Here is a 13,243-nt window from a genome sequence, read left to right on the forward strand (position 1 = left end):
ACGCCGCCCTAACGGTTCACCAGCGGGCCCGAGCCCGTCGAGCGGCGCACGACCAGCTCGGGCTGGAAGATCAGCTCGACGCGCTTGCTCCTGGCCCCGTTGATCTCCTCGATCAGGGTCGCCACCGCGGCGGAGGCCATCGCGCCGATGGGTTTGCGGACGGTGGTCAGCGGCGGGTCGGTGAAGGCGATCAGCGGGGAGTCGTCGAAGCCGACGACCGAGACGTCGGCGGGCACGGACAGGCCCCGGTCCCGGCACGCCCTGATCGCCCCCAGCGCCATCAGGTCGGAGGCGCACACCATCCCCGTGCATCCCCGCTCGAGCAGCCGGGCGGCCGCGGCCTGGCCCCCCTCGACCGAGAACAGCGAGTGCGAGATCAGCTCGTCGACCTCCGTCGCCCCCAGCAGCTGCGCCATCGCCTGGCGGTATCCCTCGATCTTGCGGATGACCGGCACGAACCTGCGCGGCCCGAGGGCCAGGCCGATCCGCTCGTGCCCGAGGTCGACCAGATGCTGTACGGCCAGCCGCGCCGCCGCCCTGTCGTCCGGCGAGATGAACGGCGCGTCGACCCGGTCGCTGTAGCCGTCCAGCAGGATGATCGGCAGCCCGCGGTCGACCAGGCGCGTGTAGCGCTCCACGTTCGCCGTGGTGTCGGCGTGCAGCCCGGAGACGAAGACGATGCCGCTGGCCCCCCGGTCCAGCAGCAGCTCGGTGAACTCGTCCTCGGGGGCTCCGCCGGGCAGCTGGGTGCACAGCACCGGCGTGTAGCCGTGCTGGGTCAGCGCCTTCTCGATCGCCTGGGCGAAGGCGGGGAAGATCGGGTTGTCCAGCTCGGGGGTCACCAGGCCGACCAGCCCGTTGCTGCGTTGGCGGGACCGCTGCGGGCGCTCGTAGCCCATCACGTCCAGCGCCGCCAGGACCGCCTGCCTGGTGGCCGCCGCGACTCCGGGCCTGCCGTTCAGCACCCGGCTGACCGTGGCCTCGCTCACTCCCGCGTGCACGGCGATGTCGGCCAGCCTGGTGCCCGCGCCGTCGAGGCGGGGCCGGGGGACCCGCGGGAGTTCACCGTCCATCACAAGCACCCCACCATGCGGCCGAGCGGTACGCAAGCCAGAGGCGTACGGCCCCCGGGACGTGAAAGTCGCACCCGAAAGTTTTTCGCAAACTGTAACATCGCGGGCCCGTTATCACGATCAGCACCTGAACGATGTCGTCTTGTCGTCGCACTGCTCACGGATGGACGGGGAAGTGACCAGGAGATGCTCGATTTCTAGCAACATCTATGGACACGCGGGCGAGTGTCGCGATGTACTACCTCATCAATCACACGGCTGGATCCGGGCAGCGGAACCCGGGAGGAACGAGCGCGCATGAGTACCGTCGTCCTCGACAATGTGACCAAGGTCTACCCGGGCGGGTACCTGGCGGTCGACCGCATCAACCTGCGCGCGGAAAACGGGGAGTTCCTGGTCCTGCTCGGACCTTCGGGGTGCGGCAAGTCCACATTGCTGCGGATGATCGCGGGGCTGGAGGAGATCACCTCGGGGGACCTGTGGCTGGGGGGCACGCTGGCCAACGACCTCGCTCCGCGTGACCGCGACGTCGCCATGGTCTTCCAGAACGGCGCGCTCTACCCGCACCGCACGGTGCGCGGCAACATGGCCTTCCCCCTGGAGATCGCCAAGGCCGACCCCGCGCTGGTCAGGGAGCGGGTGACCGAGCTGTCCAAGGCCCTGCACATCGACGAGACCCTCGAGCGCCGCCCTGGAACGCTCTCCGGCGGTCAGCGTCAGCGCGTCGCGATGGGCAGGGCGATCGTCCGTCAGCCCTCCCTCTTCCTGATGGACGAGCCGCTGTCCAACCTCGACGCGGGCATGCGCACCGAGCTGCGCATGGAGATCTCCTCCCTGGTCCGCTCCCTCGGGGTGACCACGATCTACGTCACCCACGACCAGGTCGAGGCCCTGACCCTGGCCGACCGCATCGCCATCATGAACCGCGGCGTGCTCCAGGACCTCGGCACCCCCGGCCAGGTCTACAACGACCCGGCCACCGCCTTCACCGCCGCCTTTCTCAGCTCCCAGCAGCTCAACCTGCTGGCCGCCATCGTGCGCACCCCGCAGAACCAGTTCATCCAGCTGGACTTCGGCCCGCACCAGATCACGATCCCTTGGACCGATCCCAGGGCCTACGCCATCTCCCAGCACGTCGGCCGCCAGATCATCGTCGGTCTGCGCCCCGACTGCCTCGCCCCCGTGCCCGAGTCCTTCGAGGGTCCCACCTTCTTCGGCCGCGTCAGGGCGCTGGAGTACCACGGCCACGAGTGGCTCGCCTACGTCGAGAGCGGCATCCAGTCCGTGGCCGTTCCCGAGCCCCCCGACCCCCGCAACAACGCCCGCGCCCTGGCGACCTCGGCTTCCGGCGGCCGGGCCATGGCCGCCCTCCGCAGGCTGCTGCCCGGGCGGGCGGCGGAGCCCGAGGCGGAGCAGGAGCAGGAGCAGATCGGCGGCACCCACCGCAGGGCCGACCTCATCGTCCGGGTCGGCTCGCGCCCCGTCTGGCGTGCGGGCGAGCCCGCCCGCGTGGGCGTCGACGCGAGCCGCCTGATGCTCTTCGCCCCCGACGGCTCCCGCATCGACCCACCGCACCGCTGAGCTCACCGCTGCCCGGAAAAGCCCGTTCCCCCGCCCCACAAAGCCCGCAATCGCCGCGGAGGCGCTGAAAAGCCCTCAGAGGCCCGGAAAGGGCGTCTCGGGAGTCGGTCAGCGGCCGATGATGGAGACGATCTCCACGACACGGACGGCCCTGTCCAGCTCCGCGCGGTGGAAGGAGGGCCCCTCGGTGCGGGCGAGAACCAGGTGGAGGCTCGCCCCGGGCACGGGAAGGCTCATGAACCGGTGCCGTCCCGCCGTGAGCGCCGAGGGGCGCAGACACGTGAGGTCGGCCGCCTTGACGCCGGAGAGGCCTCCCTCCTCGTCGAGGGAGCGGGGGGCCTGCCAGCTGCGGTGGACGAGCTCGCCGCTCTCCGTGGAGACGGCGACCGCCCATTCGGCGCTCACCAGGTCGGGGATGGCGTCCACCAGGGTGGCGAAGGCGCGCGCCGGATCGGAGGCGACGTGCTTGAGCAGGTCGTAGTCGGAGGAGGCGCCGGGGATCTCTCGGGTCGGCCAGACGGCCTCGACCCGGATGCCGGGCACCGCTGACAGGCGGTCACGGATGTCGTCCGCGTCGAAGGGTCCGGACCAGGAGACGGTGAAGTCGTCCACGGCCCGTCCGGCCTCTCGTTCCAGCACCGTCACCTGGAGAATGTCGGCGCCCAGCGTGCCGAGCACCCTGGCCACCTGGCCCAGGGCGCCGGGCCTGTCGGGAAAGGACACCCGTAGCCGCAACATCATCGTCGATCACCTCTCTCTGGACACAGGGTGTCCCAGACAGGTTTCACGAAGATTCCGGGGAGATGTCTAGGATAAAACCTTAAGTCCGAAAAGCTTAGTTCTGGTAGGCGCCCGCGTCCGGGGTGCCGGACAGCGGGTTCCCCGCCAGGTCGTGGGCCATGGCGGTGCCGCCGTACCACTCGGGGTCGAGCTTGAGGCCCCGGTCCAGCGCCGGGGAGCCGGGACGCAGGCGCAGGTCGTCACGGCTGCGGAAGCGCGGGTCGGCCACGACGGACTTCGAGCCGAGCTTGAACCTGCGGGACCTGCCCATGTAGACGCTGCCGCCCTCGTCGGCCCCCTTGCCGTCCTCGAACCCCATCTGGCCGCCGACCACGACGACGTTGTTGCGCATCCTGAGGATGCCGGGCGAGCAGCCGTCGTGGCAGGACCAGCCGATGGTGTCGCGGGCGGGCAGGTAGACCGAGTTCTGCACGGCGACGGTGCCGAGCACCGGGCCCACCACGTGGCCGGGACCGCGGGTGACCAGGAAGGAGCCGCGCTTGCGGGAGGAGGTCACCACGTTGTACGCGAACAGGTTGCCCGTGGCGGTCTTGCCCTTCTCCGCCCCCAGCTCGACGAAGGTCTCGTTGTCGCGGGCGATGTTCCGGGTGACCCTGTTGCGGTCGCCGTTGAACACCTCGACGGCCGCGCCGTCGGTGCCGTAGTCGTGGCTCGCCGCGTAGCTGCCGGTGATCACGTTTCCGGTGATCAGGTTGTCGTCGCCGTTGAGCAGCACGCCGAAGGCGCCGGAGTCGTTGTCGCCGCCGCTGTCGTTGACGCTCATGCGGTCGTTGCGGGTCAGCACGCTGTTCCTGACGACGTTGTGAGCGCCGACGACGTGGACGCCGCTGACGTTGCGGTCGGCCAGGACGCCGTCAAGCTCGTTGCGGGTGCCGCCCAGCTGGAACCCGGCCCACCGGCAGTTGCTCGCGCGCAGCCCGGAGACACGGAGGTAGGCCCCCTCGATCACCACGCACTCGTCGTCGGTACCGCTGATCTTCGGGGCGGAGCCCTTGCCGTACGGCTCGACCGAGATGGGCTTGGCGGCGGTGCCCTTGGCGTCGAGCGTCAGGGGCCCGCGCCAGGCGCTGCCGCGCTTGAGGCGCACGACGTCGCCCGGGCGCAGTTTGACCGCGTTGACGTTGTCCAGAGAGCGCCACGCCTTGGCGGGCGAGGTGCCGGACGCCGAGTCGTCCCCGCCCTTCGAGTCGACGTAGTAGACGCCGCCCGCGCCCGCACCCGCCTCCGCCGACATCGGGGCCGCGGCGAGCAGCCCGCTCGCCGCGAGCACCGCCAGGACGGGAACGGTCCATCGCGGCCTGGTCGACTCCATGGGGGTACGCTCCATCACTGTGACGATCAGCTGGTCAGCGCAGATCCTGGCACACCAGGTTCCCGTCAAGCCATCGGGGTGACCACTCCACGGCGAACCGTTACAACTCTTTCACCGGCGTTGAGGGTGGCATTGCCCGGCCGGCCGCCCTCACAGGCCGTCGCGCTCCCACCAGACGGCGGAGTCGGGCGCGAGCCGCGCCACGCCGCCCTCGACGACCGGCTCCGCGCTGGCGAGCAGCACGCGTCCCGGAAGGGGCAGCTCGACCTGCTCCCCGGTCAGGTTGAGCGTACAGGCGAACCCCTCGCCCCGGGTGAAGGCCAGCGTGCCCTCGGGAGAGTCGAGCCACTCCAGCGGGGCGTCGTCGAAGGACCTCAGGGAACGCCTGGTCCGCAGCGCCCGCCGGTACAGGCTCAACGTCGACCGCGGGTCCCTCAGCTGCGACTGGACGCTGAGCGGCCCCCATGAGGCGGGCATGGGCAGCCAGGACTCCTCGATGCCCGGCAGGCTGAAACCGAAGTGCGGCTCGACGTCGGCCCACGGGATCGGCACCCGGCAGCCGTCCCTGCCCGCGTCGGGGTCGCGCAGCCGCTGCGGGTCGCGCAGGAACTCCTCGGGCAGGTCGAGGACCTCCGGCAGGCCCAGCTCCTCGCCCTGGTAGAGGTAGGCGGAACCGGGCAGGGAGAGCGTCAGCAGCGCCGCGGCGCGGGACCTGCGCAGGCCGACCTCGCCGCCGCCGTAGCGGGTGACGTGCCGCTTGACGTCGTGGTTGGACAGCACCCAGGTCGTGGGCGCGCCGACCAGCCCGGCCGTGGCCAGCGACTCGTGGATCACCTCGCGGAAGCGGGCCGCGTCCCACGGGGTGCTGAGGAAGTGGAAGTTGAAGGCCTGGTGCAGCTCGTCGGGGCGGACGTAGTTGGCCAGCCGCAGCGGGGACGGCGCCCACGCCTCGGCGACGCCGATCCGCTCGCCGGGGTAGGAGTCGAGCAGCCTGCGCCAGGCCCGGTGGATGTCGTGGACGCCGTCCTGGTCGAAGAACGGGACCACGTCCGCGCCGATCATCCGGACCTGGTCCTCGTGACCGACGTCGGGCAGGCCCTCCGCCTTGATCATGCCGTGCGCCACGTCGACGCGGAAGCCGTCGACGCCCAGGTCGAGCCAGAACCTCAGGACCGACTCGAACTCCGCGTGGACCTCGGGGTTCTCCCAGTTCAGGTCGGGCTGCTCAGGGGCGAACAGGTGGAGGTACCACTCGCCGTCCGGCAGCCGGGTCCAGGCGCGGCCGCCGAAGATCGACTCCCAGTCGTTGGGCGGCAGCTGCCCGTCCTCGCCCTTGCCCTGGCGGAAGACGTAACGCTCCCGCTCCGGGCTGCCGGGCCCCGCGGCCAGGGCCTGCTGGAACCAGGCGTGCCGGTCGGAGGTGTGGTTGGGCACGATGTCGACGATCACCCGCAGGCCGTGCCGGTGCGCGTCGTCGATGAGGGCGGCGGCGTCGGCCAGCGACCCGAAGATCGGGTCGACGTCCCGGTAGTCGGCCACGTCGTAGCCGAAGTCGGCCATCGGCGAGGTGTAGAACGGCGTCAGCCAGATCGCGTCGACCCCGAGGTCCGCCAGGTAGCGCAGCCGGCTCCGCACGCCCAGCAGGTCACCGATCCCGTCGCCGTTCCCGTCGGCGAAGCTGCGCACGTAGACCTGGTAGATCACCGCGTCGCGCCACCAGCGGGCGGCGGTCTCACTGGGACGGTCCACATGGACGAGCTCGGTCATATCGATCCCCCGATCAAGTGACTTGTCAAGACGTGACGGTCCGGCGTCGTCACGACGCGGTGGCGCCTGCCACGTGCCCGGCGACCAGCCGCGGAGCCGGCGCAGGGTACGCCGGACGTTACGCGGACGTGAGCCGTGACGGAAGAAGTTTCTGCAAGAGTCTGCAAACTTGTTACAGATCAGAGTAAAGGAGACAACAGGGGCGCCCTCCGCGTCGCGGAGGGCGCCCGGAATCTTTAGTTGTCAGCCGTTATGACGCTGTCACCTGCGGCTCCACCCCTCCGGCGGCGACCGACCGTCACCGCCGGAGGCGTCGGGCTTGCGAAAACCGTGCAAGGACTTGCAGGGGTCGGGCTCCCGGGGCCGCTCCCCCCACGGGACCTCAGCAGGTGGTCGCCGGGGTCCCTCCGGAACGGACGGTGTTGACGAAGTTCAGGGCGTCGTCGAAGGAGGCCGCGACCGCCGCCCTGTGGTCGGCGCCGGAGTAGACCTTGTAGCTGACCTTCTTGGCCTTCGCGCACATGGTGCTGATCAGGTGGTCCGTCGTCTGCTTCGGCACCAGGGCGTCGTCGGTGCCCTGGGCGACGAGGGTGGGGACCCGCACCGCGATGCCGGTCGGGTCCTGCGTCTGCAGGTAGCGCGTGAGCGGCCCGAGGTCGGCGCCGGGCGCGAAGACGTTGTTCACCGGGATCGTCGCGGCCACCTCGCGGATCTGCGCCAGGCAGCTCGTCCTGCCCGCCGTGAGCAGGGGCTTCGCCTCCGCGGTCAGGAGCGCGTCGGGCACGACGGCGGGGTCGGCCGCGGACGCGCCGATGAGGAGCGTGGGCAGGAAGGCCAGTGCCGCCTGGGCGCCCGGGCCGCCCGCCTGGATGTAGGGGGCGGTCTGGCTCAGCCCCACCCCGCCCGGCGCGATCGCCACCGCGCCCAGCAGCTTCACGTCCTTGCGCGTGTTCTCGGCGGCGGCGGAGAACAGCGCCGCGTGCCCGCCCTGGCTGTGCCCGATCGCGAACCAGCCCTTGCCGACCCGGTGGTCGACGTTGCGCGCGGCCCGCACCATGTCCAGCACCGTGTTGGCGGCGCTGCGGCCGTTCATGTACGGATGCTCGCCCGGCGTGCCGAGCCCCTCGTAGTCGGTCTGCACCACGGCGAAGCCGCGCGCCACCCAGGCGTCACGCGTCTTGTCCATGAGCGACAGGTAGTCGTGGACGAGCCCGGTCGCGGTGTCCGCCGAGGGAGCGCACGCGTCCGCGGTGCCGGTCGTGCCGTGCGCCCAGCTGATCACCGGCCACCCGCCCGCGGGCGGCCGCTTCTTGGGCAGCGAGACCGTCCCGGAGACCGCGATCCGCTTGCCCTTCCCGTCCTCGGACACGTAGGTGACGAGCAGGTTGCGGGCCGCGCTGGGAAGCGCCGCCGTGCCGGACAGCGGGCGGACGCCGAGGAGCTTGCCGCGCTGGCCGTGGACGGCGGCGGGACCCTTCGCCGCGGGCTCGTCGGAGGGCCCGGCGTCGGCGCTCGCCGTGCCCGCGGTGACCGTCACCGTGGCGGCGGCGAGGGTGGCCAGCGCCAGCATGACCGCGCGCCTGCGGCGCGGGGGGTGCGTGGAGGACTGCATGAACGCTCCTTGGTTCACGAGTTGCCGATTTTAATCGTGTCTGGGCGGAACGGTCAGCGAGGATCGTCGCCGAGCCGACCGGAGGCCGGGACCGGGAACGGCGGCACGCGAGGGATGAGGCCTGAACCGACCATCACGCCGGACCTGCCGTCCCGCTGTCCGGGACCTGTCGCGCCTGCCGTACCACGGTCCCCGCACCGCCGATCGGTTCAGGCAACCGTAGCTCGCCTGCCGGCGCGCCCTCCGGTCCCACTCAGCGGTATCGGCGCCCGGAGATCCCGGTGTCTCCCCGCTCCGGCGAAGCCGACGGCCCGAGGAGGACCGCGGACCTCCTGTTCCTGCATTACCGCCGCCCTGGTGGGAACGACGAAGGCAGGGGACCGTGCCCGCAGGGCCGACATGGCCGCCGCACCGGGCCGACCGGGCGGGACGGGGCAGAACGTTCGCTTCCGCGTCCCCTCGACCGAGGGGGACAGCGATCGTGAGCCACACCGTCCGCGAAGACGCCGCGAGGGACCTGAGCGGATCGGCGGCGCACTGGATCGACCGGAACACGGTCGTCTGGAGAGGCGAGTCCTCCGGCGAGCTCACCCACTGTCTGCTCTTCTCGGAGAAGGGCGACATCGCCTGCGCCCTCGGAGACCTGACCGGCGACACCGGAAGCATCCGCCTGTCCCCCGGCGCGCTCACCGGCGCGCAGCGGGCCCGATGGCCCCACCTGGCCGGGCACGGCGCCTTCAGGGTCGACCCCCGCGACGCGGCTCTCCTGCCCGAGGCGCTGCGCGGCCAGGTGGTGGCGGTGCGGCGGGACGCCTCGGGCGCGCTGCTGGCCGCGACCGGCGTGCAGATCCCCGGTGTGCTCGACGACCTCTACGCCGAGGCGGTCCACGCCGGGCTCGGCCCGGTCTGGAAGGAGGGAGGGCCGGAGGTCTCGGTGTGGGCGCCGACCGCGCGCGTCGTCGAACTGGCGCTGTACGACGCCCCCCGCGGCGGGAGCCGTACCGTCCACGAGATGCGGCGTGACGACCGCACCGGCGTCTGGTCGGTCGCGGGCACGCCCTCCTGGCGATGGCGCTACTACACCTTCCTGGTCACGGTCTACTCCGGGGCCGCGGGCGGGATCGTCGTCAACGAGGTCACCGACCCCTACAGCCTGTCGCTGGCCGCGGACTCGACCCGCAGCCAGCTCGTGGACCTGTCCGACCCGTCCCTGCGGCCGGAGGGCTGGTCCTCGCTGCCCAAGCCCCTCGCCGTGCCCCAGGAGCGGGTGGCCGTCCACGAGCTGCACGTGCGTGACTTCTCGGCCTCCGACCTCTCCGTGCCCGCCGACCTGCGCGGCACCTACGCCGCGTTCGCCCTCGACTCCACGGGGACGGCGGAGCTGCGCGGGCTCGCCGTGGACGGTCTGACCCACGTGCACCTGCTGCCCGTCTTCGACTTCGCCACCGTCCCCGAGCGGAGGTCGGAGCGCGCCGAGCCGGAGTGCGACCTGGCCGCGATGCCCGCCGACTCGGACCGGCAGCAGGCCTGCGTCTCCCAGGTGGCGGCGCGGGACTCCTTCAACTGGGGCTACGACCCGCTGCACTACACCGTTCCCGAGGGCTCCTACGCCTCCGACCCCGACGGGCCCGCGCGCATCAGGGAGTTCCGGGAGATGATCGCCGGGCTGAACGGAGCCGGGCTGCGGGTGGTCATGGACGTGGTCTACAACCACACCTACGCCGCGGGCCAGGACCCCGCGTCGGTGCTCGACCGCGTCGTGCCCGGCTACTACCACAGGCTGCTCGACGACGGCCCGGTCGCCACCTCGACCTGCTGCGCCAACACCGCGCCCGAGCACGCCATGATGGGCAGGCTGGTGGTCGACTCCGTCGTCACCTGGGCCCGCGAGTACAAGGTCGACGGCTTCAGGTTCGACCTGATGGGCCACCACCCGAAGGCGAACCTGCTCGCGGTCCGCGAGGCCCTGAACCGGCTCACGCCCGCCGAGGACGGCGTCGACGGCCCGTCGATCATCCTGTACGGCGAGGGCTGGAGCTTCGGCGAGGTAGCGGGCGACGCCCGTTTCGAGCAGGCGACCCAGTTCAACATGGCGGGCACCGGCGTCGCCACCTTCAGCGACCGGCTGCGCGACGCGGTGCGCGGCGGCGGCCCGTTCGACGCCGACCCCGGCGTGCAGGGGTTCGGCTCGGGCCTGGCGGGCGCGCCGAACGGCTCCGCGGCCAACGGCACGCCCGAGCAGCAGCGGGAACGCCTCCTGCGCTACCAGGACCTGATCAAGGTGGGCCTCGCGGGCAACCTTCGCGACTACGTCTTCACCGCCTCGGACGGCAGGCGGGTCAGGGGGGCCGAGGTGGACTACAACGGCTTCCCCGCCGGATACACCGCCGCCCCCGGCGAGGTCGTCAACTACGTGGACGCCCACGACAACGAGACGCTGTTCGACGCCCTGGCGTACAAGCTGCCCCGGGCGACGACGATGGCGGAACGGGTGCGGATGCAGACGCTGTCGCTGGCCACGGTCCTGCTGGGGCAGGGCGTCTCGTTCGTGCACGCGGGCAGCGAGCGGCTCCGTTCCAAGTCGTTCGACCGCAACTCCTACGACTCCGGCGACTGGTTCAACCGGCTGCTGTGGGACTGCGCGCAGGGCAACGGCTTCGGCGGGGGCCTGCCGCCCCACAGGGACAACGGCCACCGGTGGGACTACGCCAGGCCGCTGCTCGCCGACCCCGCCCTCCTGCCCGACTGCGCGGCGATCGCCTCGGCCAGGGCCAGGTACGGCGAGTTGCTGAGGATCCGCTCCTCCTCCCCCGTCTTCGCGCTCGGCTCCCTGGCCGAGGTGCAGCGGCGGCTGACCTTCCTGCCCGGCGGCGTCCGCGAGATCCCGGGGGTGGTGACGATGCACCTGGACGCCTCGGGTCTCGACCCGCGCTGGGCGTCGGTGACCGTCGTCTTCAACGCGACCCCCGAGACGAGAGCGCAGGCCGTGGCCGCCCTCGAGGGCGCTCCGGTGACGCTCCACCCCGTTCAGGCGGCCTGCGACGACCCCGTGGTGCGGCAGTCGGGCTTCGACCCCGCCACCGGAACGCTGAGCGTCCCCGGACGGACGGTGGCCGTCTTCGTGCGGCCCGCGCCCTGAGGCGAATCCGGGGGACCGGTCGTCACGCGGCCGGACGCGCGCTAGTCACCAGCCTGGCCAGACCCGGATAGTCGGTGACGATCCCGTCGTCGTCGAAGGCGAGCTCCGCGCCGAAGTTCTCGCTCTCGTAACGCACCCTGTTGGGGGCGAGGTGGGTGTACCGCTGGGGGTGACGCACCACGTGCAGATGGGGAACCCGGACCCACGCCATGACGAGGTCCACCTGCCCCGCGCACTCGGCGAGGCCGTGCCGGAGCACCGGCATGGTGTTCGTCAGCGGCGAGAGCCCGAGATCGCAGTCGAGCGCGCCGTTCAGGACGTTCATGTCACCGCCGGGCGGCGGCCCCTCCAGCCGCCCCTCCTCCTTGGTCTCGCACGACCAGCTTCCGTGGGCGGAGCGGCGAAGGTCGAGCGCCCTGTGCCAGTCCGCGCCGTGAACCCGCACGGACAACAGCTCGGTCACGTATCCGGGAAGGGTGCGCAGGGTGTACTCGAGCCGGTAGGGCTCGGGGTCGGTGCCGATGGCGACCCCGACCGCCGTCAGCTCCGTCCCGAGGTTCACCTCCGCGTACTCGGCGCCCTCGTCCTTCATCCACACGAGCCCGCGCATCGTCGCCCCTCTCACCCGCCTGTCTCCCCTCCCCCCGGGACGATCTCCCGTCTCCGGGGGAACCGCTCCCCCCGCGGGGGCCGGTGGCACCGACCTACCCCCGGAGACTCCCGTGAACCGTCACGGGGCTCGCGGACGCGGGAACGCGCAGGTCACCGCTCTCGCTCCTCGCGCGCGGCGCCCTCTCGGGGCCACCGGCCGCCCCGCCACGCGGCCCTGGCGCTTCCTGTGGCCGTGAAGACCCGCCAGGATTGGCGTGTGAACCGCACAGCCGTACGCCTCGGGGTCCTCCTGGCCGTAGGAGCAGCGGTGGCGGCCGTGCTCCTGGCCCTGCTGATGCCCTTCTCCTCCGGGGGCTCGTCGCTCCCCTCCGAAGGCTCGTCGCAGGACAGGCGGCAGGACGTCCAGGTCAAGCGTCTGAGCGAGCGCGACCACGTCCTCACCATCGCCTCCCCCGCGCTGGGACGCGAGGGCCTGGCACGGGTGCTGCTTCCCAGGGACTGGCGTCCGGGCTCGGGACCGTGGCCGGTGCTGTACCTGCTCAACGGGTGCTGCCAGAGCGAGTACGACGCGTGGGCGACCCAGGGGGACGCCGTCAGGCTCACCTCGGCCTACCCCGCGATCGTGGTCATCCCCGAGGTCGGCGAGATCGGCTTCTACTCCGACTGGCAGGACGGGCCCGGCTGGGAGACCTTCCACCTCACCGAGGTGCGCCGGATCCTCGAACGCGACTACGGGGCCGGAGACCGGCGGGCGGTGGCGGGGCTGTCCATGGGGGGCCTCGGCGCTATGTCCTACGCCGCCCGCAACCCGGGGATGTTCCAGGCCGCGGCCTCCTTCTCCGGCGTGCTGAACACCCTCGACGGCAACGGCGGCGTCGACTGGCTGCTCGACCAGTACGGCGAGGACTCGGCCGACCTGTGGGGCGAGCCCGGCGACCCCGACTGGGCGGCGCACAACCCCGCCGACCTCACCGGCGGGCTGCGCGGCCTGCGGCTCTTCGTCTCCTGCGGAGACGGCGCCCCGGGGCCGCTCGACCCCGCGGGCGCCGCGCAGGATCGCGGGGAGACGGCGCTGCTCCGCCAGGCGGAGACCTTCGCCCAACGGGCCGGGGCGAACGGCGGCCGGATCACCGTCGACTTCTACGGACCCGGCACGCACACCTGGCCCTACTGGCGGCGCAGCCTGGAACGCGCGCTCCCCATGCTCATGGAGTCCATCGGAGCCAGGCGCTGACCTTTCCCGCCCGCGCGGCGCAGCGTTCGGTGTTCTCCACGCTGCCCTCCGTGTTGGAGCTCCCGATGGTCCGGAAAGTTAAGACGGCCGACTTTGGACGTTCAACTCAGTC

Annotated in this window: 9 protein-coding genes; 3 read left to right on the top strand and 6 right to left on the bottom strand. The window is 71.9% G+C overall.

The window, feature by feature from the left end; all coding sequences use genetic code 11:
- Positions 1–8 precede the first annotated feature (8 nt).
- The gene (locus PKF00_RS10585; protein ID WP_271217246.1) at positions 9–1,073 is read right to left on the bottom strand and encodes a LacI family DNA-binding transcriptional regulator; all 1,065 of its coding nucleotides are present in this window, start codon (positions 1,071–1,073) and stop codon (positions 9–11) included.
- A gap of 297 nt (positions 1,074–1,370) precedes the next feature.
- Here PKF00_RS10585 and PKF00_RS10590 point away from each other — a divergent pair, with 297 nt between their 5' ends.
- Entirely contained in the window at positions 1,371–2,654 is a 1,284-nt protein-coding gene (locus PKF00_RS10590) for an ABC transporter ATP-binding protein (RefSeq protein WP_271217247.1), read from the top strand.
- Positions 2,655–2,762: 108 nt separating this feature from the next.
- On the opposite strand, the gene PKF00_RS10595 is transcribed toward PKF00_RS10590, so the two are convergent.
- The 4 genes from PKF00_RS10595 to PKF00_RS10610 all read right to left on the bottom strand — a co-directional run bounded on the left by PKF00_RS10595 (position 2,763) and on the right by PKF00_RS10610 (position 8,146).
- Entirely contained in the window at positions 2,763–3,395 is a 633-nt protein-coding gene (locus tag PKF00_RS10595) for an ACT domain-containing protein (RefSeq protein ID WP_271217248.1), read from the bottom strand.
- Between the two features lie 94 nt (positions 3,396–3,489).
- Positions 3,490–4,782 carry a NosD domain-containing protein gene (locus PKF00_RS10600; protein WP_271217249.1) on the bottom strand — a complete coding sequence of 431 codons (1,293 nt, stop codon included), beginning with the start codon at positions 4,780–4,782 and terminating at the stop codon, positions 3,490–3,492.
- A 135-nt stretch (positions 4,783–4,917) separates the two neighbouring features.
- Positions 4,918–6,534 carry a glycoside hydrolase family 13 protein gene (locus tag PKF00_RS10605; protein ID WP_271217250.1) on the bottom strand — a complete coding sequence of 539 codons (1,617 nt, stop codon included), beginning with the start codon at positions 6,532–6,534 and terminating at the stop codon, positions 4,918–4,920.
- Between the two features lie 382 nt (positions 6,535–6,916).
- Positions 6,917–8,146, bottom strand: a complete 1,230-nt coding sequence (locus PKF00_RS10610) for an alpha/beta hydrolase family protein (RefSeq protein ID WP_271217251.1) — start codon at positions 8,144–8,146, stop codon at positions 6,917–6,919.
- A gap of 481 nt (positions 8,147–8,627) precedes the next feature.
- On the opposite strand from PKF00_RS10610, the gene pulA reads away from it, so the two are divergent.
- Positions 8,628–11,285 carry a pullulanase-type alpha-1,6-glucosidase gene (gene pulA / locus PKF00_RS10615; RefSeq protein WP_271217252.1) on the top strand — a complete coding sequence of 886 codons (2,658 nt, stop codon included), beginning with the start codon at positions 8,628–8,630 and terminating at the stop codon, positions 11,283–11,285.
- 22 nt (positions 11,286–11,307) lie between these two features.
- On the opposite strand, the gene PKF00_RS10620 is transcribed toward pulA, so the two are convergent.
- On the bottom strand, positions 11,308–11,895 hold the full coding sequence (locus PKF00_RS10620; RefSeq protein WP_271217253.1) for a putative glycolipid-binding domain-containing protein: 588 nt from the start codon (positions 11,893–11,895) through the stop codon (positions 11,308–11,310).
- A gap of 258 nt (positions 11,896–12,153) precedes the next feature.
- On the opposite strand from PKF00_RS10620, the gene PKF00_RS10625 reads away from it, so the two are divergent.
- Positions 12,154–13,131 carry an alpha/beta hydrolase gene (locus tag PKF00_RS10625; RefSeq protein ID WP_271217254.1) on the top strand — a complete coding sequence of 326 codons (978 nt, stop codon included), beginning with the start codon at positions 12,154–12,156 and terminating at the stop codon, positions 13,129–13,131.
- Positions 13,132–13,243 lie beyond the last annotated feature (112 nt).

The organism is Streptosporangium carneum, from assembly GCF_027922005.1.
In the GTDB taxonomy this organism is placed as follows: Bacteria; Actinomycetota; Actinomycetes; order Streptosporangiales; family Streptosporangiaceae; genus Streptosporangium; species Streptosporangium carneum.